Origin of the sequence: Formosa undariae (assembly GCF_042427615.1) — a bacterium.
Lineage (GTDB): Bacteria > Bacteroidota > Bacteroidia > Flavobacteriales > Flavobacteriaceae > Formosa > Formosa undariae.
Window position 1 is genome coordinate 28,065 of sequence record NZ_JBHMEZ010000001.1, and the last position, 14,855, is coordinate 42,919.

At 35.5% G+C, this 14,855-nt stretch carries 14 protein-coding genes; 2 read left to right on the forward strand and 12 right to left on the reverse strand.

Going from position 1 to position 14,855, the window contains the following annotated elements:
- The 11 genes from ACFFVB_RS00125 to mraZ all read right to left on the reverse strand — a co-directional run bounded on the left by ACFFVB_RS00125 (window position 1) and on the right by mraZ (window position 12,084).
- Window positions 1–726 carry a cell division protein FtsQ/DivIB gene (locus ACFFVB_RS00125; RefSeq protein ID WP_382379921.1) on the reverse strand — a complete coding sequence of 242 codons (726 nt, stop codon included), beginning with the start codon at window positions 724–726 and terminating at the stop codon, window positions 1–3.
- Window positions 716–2,068: a UDP-N-acetylmuramate--L-alanine ligase gene (gene murC / locus ACFFVB_RS00130; protein ID WP_382379923.1), complete on the reverse strand. Its 1,353-nt coding sequence runs from the start codon at window positions 2,066–2,068 to the stop codon at window positions 716–718. The genes ACFFVB_RS00125 and murC overlap by 11 nt, the downstream gene beginning before the upstream one ends.
- Window positions 2,069–3,166, reverse strand: a complete 1,098-nt coding sequence (gene murG, locus ACFFVB_RS00135; RefSeq protein ID WP_382379925.1) for an undecaprenyldiphospho-muramoylpentapeptide beta-N-acetylglucosaminyltransferase — start codon at window positions 3,164–3,166, stop codon at window positions 2,069–2,071.
- Window positions 3,166–4,365 (reverse strand): FtsW/RodA/SpoVE family cell cycle protein, encoded by a 1,200-nt coding sequence (locus ACFFVB_RS00140; protein ID WP_382379927.1) that lies wholly within the window; start codon window positions 4,363–4,365, stop codon window positions 3,166–3,168. The genes murG and ACFFVB_RS00140 overlap by 1 nt, the downstream gene beginning before the upstream one ends.
- Window positions 4,365–5,696: a UDP-N-acetylmuramoyl-L-alanine--D-glutamate ligase gene (gene murD / locus ACFFVB_RS00145; protein WP_382379929.1), complete on the reverse strand. Its 1,332-nt coding sequence runs from the start codon at window positions 5,694–5,696 to the stop codon at window positions 4,365–4,367. The genes ACFFVB_RS00140 and murD overlap by 1 nt, the downstream gene beginning before the upstream one ends.
- 1 nt (window position 5,697) lies before the next feature.
- Window positions 5,698–6,939: a phospho-N-acetylmuramoyl-pentapeptide-transferase gene (mraY, locus tag ACFFVB_RS00150; protein ID WP_382379931.1), complete on the reverse strand. Its 1,242-nt coding sequence runs from the start codon at window positions 6,937–6,939 to the stop codon at window positions 5,698–5,700.
- Window position 6,940: 1 nt separating this feature from the next.
- Window positions 6,941–8,404 (reverse strand): UDP-N-acetylmuramoyl-L-alanyl-D-glutamate--2,6-diaminopimelate ligase, encoded by a 1,464-nt coding sequence (locus ACFFVB_RS00155; protein ID WP_382379933.1) that lies wholly within the window; start codon window positions 8,402–8,404, stop codon window positions 6,941–6,943.
- Window positions 8,401–10,353 (reverse strand): PASTA domain-containing penicillin-binding protein, encoded by a 1,953-nt coding sequence (locus ACFFVB_RS00160; protein ID WP_382381164.1) that lies wholly within the window; start codon window positions 10,351–10,353, stop codon window positions 8,401–8,403. The genes ACFFVB_RS00155 and ACFFVB_RS00160 overlap by 4 nt, the downstream gene beginning before the upstream one ends.
- 63 nt (window positions 10,354–10,416) lie before the next feature.
- Window positions 10,417–10,734, reverse strand: coding sequence for an FtsL-like putative cell division protein (locus tag ACFFVB_RS00165; RefSeq protein WP_382379935.1), 318 nt, complete (start codon window positions 10,732–10,734; stop codon window positions 10,417–10,419).
- A complete protein-coding gene (gene rsmH, locus ACFFVB_RS00170) occupies window positions 10,731–11,627 on the reverse strand; it encodes a 16S rRNA (cytosine(1402)-N(4))-methyltransferase RsmH (protein ID WP_382379937.1) in 897 nt (298 codons plus the stop codon). Before rsmH ends, ACFFVB_RS00165 begins: the two co-directional genes overlap by 4 nt.
- Window positions 11,614–12,084: a division/cell wall cluster transcriptional repressor MraZ gene (mraZ, locus tag ACFFVB_RS00175; RefSeq protein WP_382379939.1), complete on the reverse strand. Its 471-nt coding sequence runs from the start codon at window positions 12,082–12,084 to the stop codon at window positions 11,614–11,616. Before mraZ ends, rsmH begins: the two co-directional genes overlap by 14 nt.
- A 295-nt stretch (window positions 12,085–12,379) precedes the next feature.
- Here mraZ and ACFFVB_RS00180 point away from each other — a divergent pair, with 295 nt between their 5' ends.
- Together ACFFVB_RS00180 and yihA are read left to right on the forward strand one after the other, a co-directional pair.
- On the forward strand, window positions 12,380–13,144 hold the full coding sequence (locus ACFFVB_RS00180) for an alpha/beta fold hydrolase (protein WP_382379941.1): 765 nt from the start codon (window positions 12,380–12,382) through the stop codon (window positions 13,142–13,144).
- Between the two features lie 12 nt (window positions 13,145–13,156).
- Window positions 13,157–13,762: a ribosome biogenesis GTP-binding protein YihA/YsxC gene (yihA, locus tag ACFFVB_RS00185; RefSeq protein ID WP_382379943.1), complete on the forward strand. Its 606-nt coding sequence runs from the start codon at window positions 13,157–13,159 to the stop codon at window positions 13,760–13,762.
- On the opposite strand, the gene ACFFVB_RS00190 is transcribed toward yihA, so the two are convergent.
- Window positions 13,759–14,853 (reverse strand): ABC transporter permease, encoded by a 1,095-nt coding sequence (locus ACFFVB_RS00190; RefSeq protein ID WP_382379945.1) that lies wholly within the window; start codon window positions 14,851–14,853, stop codon window positions 13,759–13,761. The genes yihA and ACFFVB_RS00190 overlap by 4 nt on opposite strands.
- Window positions 14,854–14,855 lie beyond the last annotated feature (2 nt).

Here is a 14,855-nt window from a genome sequence, read left to right on the forward strand (position 1 = left end):
TTAGTTTTTGGTGCACACCACTTGATTGTCGAATTGCAAATTAACTTTATTATAATCATGAAGTGTATTCTCTTTTAAAGCCTTCTTGTAAAACACTTTTAGATTACTAACTTTTTTATCTAATTGATTTAAATCTCCTAAATACACAGAGAAACTTTGTTGTCTCAGTTTTAAAGAAATTTTCTGATCTTCATTTTGATGAATTTCCACCACATGTTTCTTTAAGAATGCATCATTATAAACTTTCTGAGCAATTTTAAAAACATTATTCAAATTATTTTTTTCAATATGTCCCACAACAAATGGCACTCTAGCGGTATGGTTGGACGACAATGGCATAAATTCGCCCTTATCATCTACATAATACGAGGTCTGATCTTGAACTCGTGCTATAGGCGACTTTTGCTCGACATCTGCTATTAATAAGCCATTTACATCTAAATAAACTTGGGCAGACTTAATTAATGGGTTCGAATTCAGGGCAAACTCTAGGCTATTCAAATCTAAAGTTTCTTTGGTCATTTCTGAAAGCCCTTTCTCTTTTTGTATTAACAAGTTACTAACATTTTCTTGGGTGATATATAAATTATTATCGCCTAAAAAATGAATTTGGGGTTCCGATATTTTTCGATCTCCATTTCGTTGTGATGCAAACGCAAACAGAAACAAAACCATTGCCGTTAACACCACAAGTTTCACATAACCCCAATGTATCTTAATTGCCATATAATGCGGTTTTAATGTGTTTAACTTCTGCTCCAATATCGCCAGCTCCTAGTGTAATAATAACATCTGCATCGCTCGCCTTTATTTTTGAAATAAGATCTGATTTTGAAACCAATGCCTTATTTTCATTTTCAATTTTTTCAAATAACCATGCTGAAGTCACGCCTTCTATTGGCAATTCTCTTGCAGGATAAATATCCATTAACAAGACCTCGTCGAACTGAGCTAAACTTTTTGCAAAATCGTCTATAAAATCTCGTGTCCTACTAAATAAATGAGGCTGAAATACCGCCAAGACTTTCTTGCCTGGATACATTTCTCGAACAGCCTGATGCGCGGCTTTAATTTCCTCCGGATGATGTGCATAATCGTCTATAAACACCAAATCGTCTGTCTTAATCTGATAGGTAAAACGCCTCTTAACTCCTGCGTATGATGCTAATGCCTTAACCAGTTCTGGAGACTGACAACCATATTCAAGAGCCATCGCTAAAGCGATTAAAGCATTCGACAAATTATGTCTACCCGGCAAATTAAATTTAACATCATTAATTACAGCACTAGGTGTCTTAACATCAAACACATAACCACCATTCTCAATTTTAATATTTAATGCCGTATAATCAGAATCATCTTCTATACCATATGTTATCCCCTCAATAGGCAAGCCACTCTTAACAAATAACGTACCACCGTCCTTTATTCGTTTCGAAAAATCTAAAAAAGATTCTTGTAAGGCTTCAGCTTCACCATAAATATCTAAATGATCGGCATCCATAGATGTAATACAAGCAATATCTGGTGATAATGTTAAGAATGAACGATCAAATTCGTCTGCCTCTACTACCGAAACCTCAGTCCCTTTTGAAATATAATTTGAATTATAATTTTCACTTATCCCTCCTAAGAATCCCGTTAACGGCACATTACATTCGTATAATAAATGAGCCAATATACTTGATGTTGTTGTTTTACCATGCGTTCCTGCAACAGCCAAACAAAACGTATTTTTAGTTACTAATCCTAAAACCTCAGAACGTTTTAACAAACTGAAACCCCTACTGTTTTTATAATGCACCAACTCCATATTATCTTTAGGAATGGCCGGCGTATAAACCACCAACGTAGTATCGTAATTTAAAAATGCATTCGGAATATTTGCAATAGAATCATCGAAATGAACATCTATACCCAACGCTTCTAATGCTCGTGTTACATCACTAGGCGTTTTATCGTACCCAGCAACACGCTTGTTATTAGCTTTAAAGTAACGTGCCAAAGCACTCATACCTATACCGCCAATACCAATAAAATAAACGTTATCTATAGTCTCTAAATTCATTTAGTTATTTAATAATTTTTCTACTTCGTCTGCAATATCCTTTGTTGCATTTACCAATGCTAACTTCTTTATATTCTCGCCTAAAGCGTGTTGTTTTTCTTTTGACTCTATTAATTGAGAAAACTTGTTTTCAAAATCGACATCTAAATCTTGTTCCTGAATTAAAATCGCAGCATCTTCCTTTACCACCGCCATCGCATTTTTAGTCTGATGATCTTCTGCCACGTTTGGCGACGGAATAAAAATAACGGGTTTCCCTACAATACATAATTCTGAAACAGAACTCGCTCCTGCTCTAGAAATTATAACATCCGCTGCCGCGTATGCAAAATCCATATTATTCAAATATGCATGAACTTGAACGTTTTTAGTATGACTATTGATTTTATATTTATCGTAATACAATTTACCACACTGCCATATAATCTGAACATTGCGGGTTTGCAAATAGTCGATTTCCTTTTCTATTAACTCATTTATACGTCTAGAACCTAAACTTCCTCCTAAAATTAACAACGTCTTTTTTTCTGGAACTAATTTAAAAAAAGCTTTAGCCTCTTCAGTTTTAGATTGTATATCTAATAAATCCTGACGTACAGGATTTCCTGTTTTTATAATTTTATGTTCTGGAAAAAAACGCTCCAAACCATCGTAAGCCACACAGATTTTTTGAACTTTTTTTGACAGTAATTTATTCGTTATTCCTGGAAAAGAATTCTGCTCCTGAATTAAACTTGGAATCCCCTTACCTGAAGCCATTTGCAATAATGGTCCGCTAGCAAATCCACCAGTACCAATAACCACATCGGGCTTAAATTTTTTTATAATTTTTCGTGCTCCAAATAAGCTACTAATCAACTTAAACGGAAACATTAAATTTTTTAAAGTCAACTCACGCTGAATTCCTGAAATCCATAATCCTTTAATATCGAAACCAGCTTGTGGCACTTTCTCCATTTCCATTCTATCTTTCGCACCCACAAAAAGAAACTGAGCATCTGGAAAACGCTGCTTTAATTCGTTGGCAATCGCTATCGCCGGATAAATATGTCCGCCGGTTCCTCCTCCTGATAATATGATATGATACTTTTTACTCATTATATTGCTTCGGATAAAATTTCTAACGGATTTTCTTCATCTATATCCACTTCTTCTTTTACTGGAATTTCACTATCTGCACTCACACTTAAAATAATTCCAACAGCTAAACATGTCATCCAAATCGATGTCCCCCCACTACTAATTAATGGAAGTGTTTGCCCAGTAACAGGAAATAATTCTACTGCAACTGCCATATTTAACAACGCTTGTATTACAATTGGCAATCCAACTCCAAGAACCACTAGAGTTCCGAAAACTGTTTTTGCTTTATGCGAAACGATTAGTATTCTAAATAACAGCCAAAGATAGACTCCCATTAAAATAATTGCTCCAATTAAACCATATTCTTCAACAACTATAGCATAAATAAAATCTGATGATGACTGTGGTAAAAAGTTTTTCTGAACACTTTTCCCTGGACCAACACCTTTTATTCCGCCAGATGCAATAGCAATCTTGGCTTTTTCAATCTGATAATCTTCTTCTGTATCTTCTCCATTAGAGAAATTCTCGATACGACTCATCCAAGTATCTACACGGTTTGGCATCGCATCCGGAAAGGCTTTCGCTGCCAACACGAATATTGCCAATATTAGCACGCCCATCCCAATGATTAATGCTAAATATTTTATCGGATACCCTCCTAAAAAAACTAAAATTATTACAGTTAAAAAGATCAAAGCTGCCGTGGAAAAATTCGCAGGCAGTATTAATATTAACACGAGAAAAACAGGCATCCAAAGTGGTAAAATTGATTCTTTAAACGTAATTGGCTTATCTGCCATTTTCGCCATATACCTCGCCACATAAACCATAAGCACCAAAGATGCTAAGGTTGATGTTTGAAACGACACCCCTACAAAAGGGATCTGAATCCATCTACTCGCGTTCGCTCCATCTATAGTATTTCCTTGTAACATGGTAAAACCTAACAACACCAATGCTACCAAAATACCAACCATAGAAAGCCCTCTTAAATAGCGATACGGCATAAGATGAGCAAAATACATCAGCACAAACCCGACACCTAAATGCATAAAATGTTTTAAGAAAACAGTAAAAGTACTACCGCTACCACGCATATACGCCAAGTTACTTGCCGCACTATACACCGGTAAAAATGAGAATAAAGCCAACAATGCAGCTATAGCCCAAATGGAACGATCTCCCTTTAATTTACTTAAAAATTCTTGCATTATAAATTCCTTACTGCATCTTTAAATTGTCTTCCTCTTTCTTCGTAATTTTCGAACAAATCAAAACTAGCACATGCTGGAGACAACAACACATTATCGCCCGCTTCTGCTATTTTGTAAGCTATTTTCACAGCTTCACTCATAAATTGTGTTTCCACAATAACATCTACCATATTGCTGAAGTTTTCCAACAACTTCTCGTTATCTACACCCAAGCAAATAATTGCTTTTACTTTTGTATTTACAAATGGATATAATTCCTGGTAACCATTACCTTTATCTACACCACCTACAATCCAAACCGTTGGAGCAGACATACTTTCCAAAGCGTAATACGTTGCATTTACGTTAGTCGCTTTTGAATCGTTTATATATTGAACCTTATTGATTTTCAATACGTGTTCTAAGCGGTGTTCTACACCTTGAAAATTTTCTAAACTTTCACGAATAGTCTGCTTTCTTATTTTTAATAAGTGCGCCACCGTAGATGCAGCCATCGCGTTTTTTATATTATGTTTACCTTCTAATGCTAGGTCTTTTGTAGGCATAATTATCTGATTGTTATCTATTGTTATTTTAATATTTTCTTTATCTAAATACGCGCCATTCTCTATTTTTTTCACGAGCGAGAAAGGCAATAATTTTGATTGAACAGGATGTTTTTCCAACCAATCGACTAATACATCATCGTCTGCATCATAAATCAAATAATCATCTTTTGTTTGATTCATTGCAATTCTAAATTTTGAAGCGATGTACTCTTCAAAATTGTAATTATACCGATCTAAATGATCTGGTGTTATGTTTGTAATTACCGCGATATCTGGATTAAAATCGACCACACCATCTAACTGAAAGCTGCTTATCTCCAGTACATAGTTTTTAAAATCGTCTTCTAAAACCTGCTTTGCAAAACTGTCTCCAATATTTCCCGCTAAGCCTACATTTATTTCTTGATTAAGAATATGATAAGCCAAACTTGCTGTCGTTGTTTTTCCGTTACTTCCCGTAATCCCGACAATAGTTGCAGTTGTAAATTGAGCTGCAAATTCAATTTCAGAAATTACCGAAACCCCGTTTTCAACCAACTGTTTCACTAATGGTGCTTTATCAGGAATTCCTGGACTTTTCATTACCACATCGGCATTCAGAATTTTTGACTCCGTATGCTGAGCTTCTTCCCACTCAATCTCATTTTTTACTAGAACATCTTTGTATTTGTCTTTTATCTTTCCTTTATCGGAAACAAACACTTCAAATCCTTTTGCTTTTCCTAAAAGCGCTGTTCCTACACCACTTTCTCCGCCACCAAGAATCACCAACCTTTTCATCTTATCTAATTTTCAAGGTTACAATAGTTATAATCGCTAACAGTATACCTATAATCCAGAATCGGGTTACAATTTTACTTTCATGATATCCTGATTTCTGATAGTGATGATGCAAAGGCGACATCTTAAAAATGCGTCGACCCTCACCATATTTTTTTCGTGTATACTTAAAGTAACTCACCTGTAAAACCACAGATAAATTCTCCGCTACGAAGACGCCACATAATACAGGAATTAACCACTCTTTCCTTACTGCAATTGCAATAACAGCGATAATCCCTCCTATAGTTAAACTTCCCGTATCTCCCATAAAAACCTGTGCAGGAAACGTGTTATACCATAAAAACCCAACTAAAGCTCCTACAAATGCAGCGATATAAATAGTTATTTCTTCCACACGTGGGATATACATGATATTGAGATAATCTGAGAAAATAATATTTCCCGAAACCCAAGCGAATATCCCTAAAGTAAACACAATTATAGCTGAAGTTCCTGCCGCCAAACCATCGATACCATCGGTTAGATTAGCACCATTTGAAACCGCTGTAATTATAAATATTACGATTGGAATAAAAATTAACCATGCGTATTTCCCTAAACTTGGATCGATCCAAGTAATTAAATCGGCGTAATCAAACTCATTTCCTTTAACAAAAGGAATGGTTGTTTTAGTCGATTGTTCTTCTGCAGCAAAAAACCTTCCTGGCAATGCATTTGGGGTTTCAGCTAAAATTTCTTGCTGTTGGTGTACTGGTAATTTTTCTTTAATCGTAACATTCGGATTAAAATACAGCGTAATCCCAACAATTAGCCCTAAACCAACTTGTCCAAGCACTTTAAATTTTCCTTTTAAACCTTCTTTATCGTTTTTAAATTTCTTGATGTAATCATCTAAAAACCCAATAGCTCCCATCCATAACGTGGTCACTATTAGCAACAAAATATAGACGTTATCTAATTTCGCGAATAAGATTACCGGAATTAACGTCGCTAGAATTATAATAATTCCACCCATAGTTGGTGTTCCCGCTTTCTCCGTCTGACCTTCCAATCCTAAATCACGAATTGTTTCTCCTACTTGCTGACGCTGTAAGAAGTTAATAATTCGTTTTCCGAAAACTGTAGATATAATTAAAGACATTAAAATAGCCATAGCCGCACGAAAGGTTAAGAACCCAAACAATGATGCTCCTGGCAATTGATAATGTTTTTCTAAATACTCGAAAAAATAGTATAACATGTTATTTTTCTAGCTGTTTTAAATAGTGTTTTACAATTTCGAAATCATTAAAATCGAAACGTTCTCCTTTAATTTCTTGGTACGTCTCGTGACCTTTACCTGCAATTAATATGATATCGTTAGGCTTTGCCAATTGGCAAGCTGTTTTTATTGCTTGTCGTCTATCTGTAATAGACATTGTTTTTTTAAAATGAAGTGGCTCGACACCTTTTTCAATTTCCTCAATAATAACTTCGGCAACTTCATTTCTTGGATTATCGCTTGTAAACACCACTTTTGTACTTAAAGCCGAAGCGATATGTCCCATCTTTGGTCGTTTTGTTTTATCACGATTTCCTCCACATCCCACAACAGTTATTAAATCTTCATTTTTAGTTCTGATACTATTTATGGTTTCCAATACATTTTTTAAAGCGTCTGGTGTATGCGCATAGTCAACAATAGCAGTAATTTTCGAATCTGAAATTAAATACTGAAATCTTCCACTTACACTTTCTAATCCGCTGATTAATCTTAAGGTTTCATCTTTCTCTAGCCCTAATAATTCGGCAACACCATAAATTGCTAATAAGTTCGATGCATTAAATTCACCTATTAATCGCGACCACACTTCATTGTCGTTAATTTTAAGTAACAACCCTGTAAACTGATTTTCTAAAATCTGTGCTCTATAGTCTGCGTAATTCTTCAAACCATAAGTTTGCCTCTGTGCTTTTGTATTCTGAAGCATGATTTCGCCATTCTTATCGTCTACATTTACCAAAGCAAAGGCTGTTTTAGGCAAATTGTCGAAAAACGATTTTTTCACATCGCGATACTCTGCAAACGTGCTATGATAGTCTAAATGATCGTGCGATAAATTAGTAAATACACCTCCAACAAAATGCAAACCTTCGGTACGTTTTTGATGAATACCATGCGAACTCACTTCCATAAAACAATACTCCACACCTTCAGCATTCATCATACTTAAATATGAATTGATCGCTAATGAATCTGGTGTTGTATGTGTCGCCTTGTACTCTGTATCGTCTACTAATATTTTTACTGTTGAAAGCAACCCTACTTTATATCCAGCATTCTTAAACAACTGATATAAAAGCGTTGCGATAGTCGTTTTTCCGTTAGTTCCTGTAACTCCAACAAGCTTTAAATTCTCTGATGGGTTAGTATAGAAATTAGAAGCCATTATCGCTAAAGCAACTTTAGAATCGGCAACCTGAATATAAGTCACTCCATTCACACGCTGCTCCGGCATATGCTCGCAAACCACCACTAAAGCACCATTATTTACTGCTGTTTCAATAAATCCATGACCATCTGCCACAGTTCCTGAAATAGCAACAAACAGATCATTCAATTCTATTTTACGAGAATCGAATGCAATATTGTTTACATGCACATTGGTAGCACCAATAACGGTATCTATAGCAACCTTATATAATATGTCTTTTAATAAATTCACGATATTTTTAAAACTACTTTTTGATTCTTTTTAATTTTTTCTCCTACAGGAATGGATTGTGATTTCACATTTCCCAAACCATCCATTTCTACTTCAAGTCCTAGATTTTCCAATAATGCAATTGCATCCATAACTGGCAACCCAACCACTTTAGGCATAAGCGTTTTGTATTTCTGAGCGGTTTCGTAAAACCTTTCAAACTCCTTATCAACAGGCGCATCTGCTACTTGAAGCGAATTCACCTCATCGATAATAGGCGTGTCTGTAAATATTTTTTGAGCGATACTTTTAAATACTGGTCCAGAAACATCTGCGCCATAAAACCCCTTTTTAACACTTGGTTTATGAATAACCACAATACATGAATACTTGGGATTTACCGCCGGAAAATATCCCGCAAACGACGACACATAACGTTTGTTATCCTTCCAGTCTGCCATCCAATACTCCGTTTGCGCAGTACCTGTTTTTCCCGCCATAGAGAAATACGGATTATACAAAGATTTTCCTGTTCCGTGTTTTACCACATTTTCAAGAATAGCTTGCACTTCTTTTACAGTTTCTTCCGAACAGATTTTTTCGTTTATAACTTCTTTACGAAATGTTTCTATTGGGGTATTCAATTCCTTTACACTATAAATAAAGCGCGGCTTAACCATAACACCATCGTTCGCAATAGCATTGTAAAACGTTAATGTTTGTAACGGAGTTAAACTTAAGTTATACCCATAAGACATAGACGGCAATGCATTTCGACTCCATTTACTATGTCCTGGCTCAGGAATCATTGGCTTTCCTTCTCCTTTTATTGGAATTCCTAAAGGCTGATCTAAATGCCAAGATTTTAATCTGTTTATAAATTTTTCTGGATTCTGCGAATAGTTATCATCAATCATAGTAGCGAAAGCAATGTTAGAAGACACTTCCATAGCTCGCGCCACAGAAATTTTTCCAAATCCACCATGATGCGAATCGTAAATAGGTCGTCCGTAAAAACGCTTCACCCCTTTTTTAGTATCTATCACGGTAGCTGTATCTACTACTTTATCTTCTAGCGCAGCCACTAAAGACATTAACTTAAAGGTAGACCCTGGCTCGTGAGATTCACCAACCGCATAATTCAACTTTTCATAATACCCACCGTTAGACATTTTTCCTAAATTAGAAATAGCTCTAATCTCTCCCGTTTCTACTTCCATTACGATTACTGTTCCATGCTCGGCGTCGTAATACTCTAACTGCTTCAATAATGCATGATGCGCAATATCCTGAATATTCACATTAATGGTTGTATAAACATCGTAACCATCTTTAGGTTCTACTTGATTATAATCTGCAATAGGTTTCCACTGCCCCTTTCCTATATTTTGTTTTAAACGTTTACCATCGGTTCCTCTTAAATATTTCACTCCAAAAGCACCATCAATTCCCGGACGTGTTACATTCCCTTGATCATCGGTACGATCGTAACCAATAGTACGTTCTGCGATACCGCCCATCGGGTGTTCACGCTTGGTCATCTGTTCGACAATTAACCCACCTTTAAAAGCACCAAGTTGTAAAAGCGGAAAATTGCGTAAACGGATATAGTCCGAATACCCAATATTACGAGCAATTAAATGATACCTATTTTTATTAACACGAGCCTTCCGTAAAGCTTTCTGATAATAACTAGAAGGCTTTCCGCCAAACACATGAAGTGAATCGCATAGCGGTTTTAAATATTTTTCAAAAGTTTTAGAGGTTGGTGTAACAGCATCGAAACGAATATCGTATTTAGGCACAGACGTCGCTAAAAGACTCCCTTCAGAATCGTAAACGTTTCCACGATTTGCAGGAATAGTTACCGATTTTATAGTCCGCTTTTCTGCTAGACTACGATACTTATCACCATCTACAAATTGAATAGTACATAATTTAAATACCACAGCTATGGCAAAGATGAACATACATCCTGCCACAATATATAATCGGTTTAATATGTTCTTTTCGTTTGTTGCCAAGCTTAAACTTTAATTTTTAATTGTAACTCTTATTTTTCTTGGTGGAATTTCGGAAGGCACCAAACCCTTCGCTGCCATTTTTTTAACTATAGAAGATTCCATCCTAACCCGCATTAATCGAGAACGACCATCTACGAAAGCAGACCGTAATTCCTTTACTTCGTCACTCAACCTTGCAATATCATGAACTTTCTTATCTGCCCTATGCGAGCTTGCAATCATGAAAAAGGCTAAAAACGATACAAATACGATGACTCGCCAATTTTTAAACGAATCGTCGCTAACTAGAAATTTTCCTTTTAACACACTATAGATTCCTGCTCTCATACCTTCTCTGCAATCCTAAGTTTTGCACTTCTAGCTCTATTATTTATTTTTATTTCTCCAGCCGACGGCACTACTAATCCACCTACTTTTTTTAGAGGAACTTCGAAAGCACCAAAAACATCACGTTCTGGCTCTCCTTGAAACAATCCATTTCTAAAAAAACGCTTTACCAATCGATCTTCTAAGGAATGATAACTAATCAAACTCAATCTTCCATTCGGCGCTAAAACTTCAGGCGTCTGCATTAAAAATTCTTTTAAGACCTCAATTTCTTGATTAACCTCAATTCGAATTGCTTGATATATTTGTGCTAAAATTTTATTTTCAAACTTTGGAGATAAGAACTTTTTCAATACAGCTTTTAACTGATTACTTGTTTTAATCACTTCAACTTCTCTAGACTCTACAATTAATTTTGCCATTGCAGGAGCTGCACGCAACTCACCATATTGCAACAACACTTGCTTAAGTTGCTCTTCTTCATATTCATTAATAACATTAAAAGCAGATAATTTACTAGCCTGATCCATTCGCATATCCAACTCCGCTTCAAAACGTGTAGAAAACCCACGTTCGGCAACATCAAATTGATGCGAAGACACACCAAAATCTGCCAGAATTCCATCCACTTGCTTTACGCCGTAAAAACGCAAAAAGCGTTTTACATATCTAAAATTCTCATGTATTAATTGAAAACGATCATCATCAATGGCATTTTCCAAAGCATCAGGATCCTGATCAAAAGCAAATAATTTACCATTTGGCCCTAGGCGTCTTAAAATTTCTTTACTATGTCCGCCACCACCAAAAGTAACATCTACATATATTCCGTCTTCTTTTATATTAAGACCGTCTACCGTTTCTTTTAATAATACAGGGTTATGATATTCCATAATCTTCATCATCTTGTCCCATAACTTCTTCAGCTAATTCTGCAAAATCATCAGCCGAGCCACTTATGCTCTGTTCATATTTATCTTTATCCCAGATTTCAACAATATTTACAGCCGAAGCCAGAACTATTTCTTTTGAAATCCCTCCAAAAACCGCTAAATCTTTCGGAATCAACAAACGACCAGTAGCATCTACTTCAACCATTTTCACACCTGCAGTAAACTTTCTAATAAAATCGATGTTCTTCTTTTTGAATCTATTCAGCTTATTTATCTTCTGCATCAACACATTCCACTCTTCCATGGGATATAATTCCAAACACGGATTAAAAACAGAACGTTTTAACACAAACCCATCTTGCAATACGGCACTCAACTGCTTCTTCAACGAAACGGGCAACATTAATCGACCTTTCGCATCCACTTTACATTCGTATGTACCTATTAATGAGTTCAAAACAATTTTTGGGGATTACATTCTATATTTGTCAAATATATTGAAAAATATACCACTTTTTACCACAATATACCACTTTGTTGATAAATTTATGAACACCTGACCTACCCCAACCCTAATGCTGTTATTAAAAACAGCTTACAGATTGAGTTAAAATTGATTAGGGTGTCATTTTTTGTTTGTTAAAGGTTGTTAATATCTGTTTTGAAAAAACTATTTCGCGCGGATACTCAGAATATACTTCATTATACGAATGAAATACCTATATTTGTTTGTTGACGATAATGATTAATTAATGACGCATCGCTTAAAAAAAGAAAAGAATTTTAGCTACATGGAAGTGGGAGAAGGGCAACCTATAATCGTACTTCATGGGTTAATGGGAGGATTGAGCAACTTCGACGCTGTCTCTAATTATTTTAGTAATAAAGGCTACAAAGTAATCATACCTGAGCTCCCAATTTACAGCATGAGTTTATTAAAAACCAATGTAAAAAGTTTTGCAAATTACCTGCATGACTTCATTGAATATAAAGGACTTACAGATGTTATTCTACTAGGAAATTCTCTTGGTGGACACATTGGACTATTCCATACTAAACTATATCCAAATAAAGTAAAAGCACTTATTATTACCGGAAGTTCTGGGCTATATGAAAGCGCTATGGGTAGTGGTTACACTAAAAGAAGTGACTACGAAGTGATCCGTAAAAAGGCACAAGATGTCTTTTATGATCCTGCTGTTGCAACTAAAGAAATTGTAGATGAAGTTTACGAAACAGTGAACGACAGAAACAAGTTAATTAAAACTTTAGCCATTGCAAAGAGCGCGATTAGACACAATATGAGTAAAGATTTACCTAATATGAAAGTACCTACGTGTATTATCTGGGGTAAAAACGATATTGTAACGCCTCCTGAAGTTGCCATTGAATTTGATGAACTTCTACCTGATTCTGAATTATTTTGGATTGATAAATGTGGACACGCTGCTATGATGGAGCATCCTGACGAATTTAATAGAATATTAGATTCTTGGTTAACTGCCAGAAAATTTTAACAGTATACAATTATGCAAATTAAATCGGCTGAGTTTGTCGTAAGTAATTCGGACGTTTCTAAATGTCCGAAAGACAGAGTACCTGAATATGCGTTTATCGGACGTAGTAACGTAGGGAAATCGTCGCTTATTAACATGCTTACTAACCGTAAAAGCCTTGCCAAAACTTCTGGAAGGCCGGGAAAAACACAACTTATAAATCATTTTTTAATTAATAAAATGTGGTTTTTAGTCGATTTACCTGGATATGGTTATGCACGTGTTTCTAAAAGTGCTAAAAAAACATTTCAGAAATTTATAACCGAATATTTCAGCAAAAGAGAACAATTAATATCTGCTTTTGTATTGGTAGATATTCGCCATAAACCACAACCTGTAGATTTAGAATTTATGACGTGGTTAGGCGAGCACAATATTCCTTTTTCTATAATTTTCACTAAAGCCGACAAGCTAAAACCGATGGCTATCGAAAATCATGTGAATGATTATCGTGATGTTTTACTTGAAAGTTGGGAAGATATGCCAAATTATTTCGTGACATCCTCTTCTAAGGAAATTGGAAAAGACGAATTGCTAAAATATATAGACGACACCAATACGAATCTAAAAATAGATTAACTTTTCACATCTAAGGCATCTCTTAAGGCATTACCTATTAACATAAATGCCATAACCAAACTCATTATACATAATCCAGGGATTACCGCTAAATACGGTTTCCCTAAAATAATATAGTTGTAGTGATCTTTAATCATTGCACCCCAACTTGCCATTGGTGGTTGCGCCCCTATACCCAAGAAACTCAATCCGCTTTCTATTAAAATTGCAGATGCAAAGTTAGCTGCACAAATTACAATTACTGGCGCCATTATATTTGGTAATATGTGCTTGGTAATAATACGGTAATCGTTATACCCCAAAGCTCTTGCGGCTGTAACATATTGCATTTCCTTAGCACTAATTATTTGTCCGCGCACCACACGTGCCACTTCCACCCACATCGTTAAGCCTACTGCAATAAACACTTGCCAAAATCCTTTTCCCAAGGCTAAAGTAATTGCAATAACGAGTAATAATGTTGGAATAGACCAAGTCACGTTAATGACCCACATTATAATAGCGTCGACCTTCCCTCCGTAATATCCAGCAATACTACCTAAAGCTAAACCTATAAATAAGGAAATAAACACAGCTACAAAGCCTATAAAAAATGAGATTCTAGCCCCTACCAAAACACGACTCAATACATCACGCCCATATTTATCGGTTCCTAGATGAAAGGTTTTAGATGATACTAATTTTGAAATTTCAGTTTTTGAAAACAGACTTAAATCCATTTCTTTTTCTTCTCCCACCAAGCCATCCGAAGCATATTCGGTATATAATAACGCATCTTTTCTTACCTCAAATTTTGAAACAGGAATCTCTGTTTCCGTATTAAGAGTTCCAAAAAATAGTTTATCTATACTACTTTGTGTGTTTTCTATTTGATTTGGTATAGTTAATATATCTACCGTAAAACCCGGTTTTTCCGAATGAATAGACAAATGCATCTGATTCGCATGTTGAGAAGAATCTGGCGCTAAAACGTAAGCAAAGACAGAAACAAACCCAACCAAGATGATATAATAGAAACTAAAAACGCCCCAAAAATTGTGTTTAAATTTTTGGAGCGCTAATTGTTTTAACGACTGTGTTTTACCACTCATTA

What these genes read in the sequence shown, in the direction of transcription:
- ACFFVB_RS00125 (WP_382379921.1), bottom strand. Translation starts at nt 726, where the DNA reads ATGGCAATTAAGATACATTGGGGTTATGTGAAACTTGTGGTGTTAACG.
- murC (WP_382379923.1), bottom strand. Translation starts at nt 2,068, where the DNA reads ATGAATTTAGAGACTATAGATAACGTTTATTTTATTGGTATTGGCGGT.
- murG (WP_382379925.1), bottom strand. Translation starts at nt 3,166, where the DNA reads ATGAGTAAAAAGTATCATATCATATTATCAGGAGGAGGAACCGGCGGA.
- ACFFVB_RS00140 (WP_382379927.1), bottom strand. Translation starts at nt 4,365, where the DNA reads ATGCAAGAATTTTTAAGTAAATTAAAGGGAGATCGTTCCATTTGGGCT.
- murD (WP_382379929.1), bottom strand. Translation starts at nt 5,696, where the DNA reads ATGAAAAGGTTGGTGATTCTTGGTGGCGGAGAAAGTGGTGTAGGAACA.
- mraY (WP_382379931.1), bottom strand. Translation starts at nt 6,939, where the DNA reads ATGTTATACTATTTTTTCGAGTATTTAGAAAAACATTATCAATTGCCA.
- ACFFVB_RS00160 (WP_382381164.1), bottom strand. Translation starts at nt 10,353, where the DNA reads ATGTTCATCTTTGCCATAGCTGTGGTATTTAAATTATGTACTATTCAA.
- ACFFVB_RS00165 (WP_382379935.1), bottom strand. Translation starts at nt 10,734, where the DNA reads ATGAGAGCAGGAATCTATAGTGTGTTAAAAGGAAAATTTCTAGTTAGC.
- rsmH (WP_382379937.1), bottom strand. Translation starts at nt 11,627, where the DNA reads ATGGAATATCATAACCCTGTATTATTAAAAGAAACGGTAGACGGTCTT.
- ACFFVB_RS00180 (WP_382379941.1), top strand. Translation starts at nt 12,380, where the DNA reads ATGACGCATCGCTTAAAAAAAGAAAAGAATTTTAGCTACATGGAAGTG.
- yihA (WP_382379943.1), top strand. Translation starts at nt 13,157, where the DNA reads ATGCAAATTAAATCGGCTGAGTTTGTCGTAAGTAATTCGGACGTTTCT.
- ACFFVB_RS00190 (WP_382379945.1), bottom strand. Translation starts at nt 14,853, where the DNA reads ATGAGTGGTAAAACACAGTCGTTAAAACAATTAGCGCTCCAAAAATTT.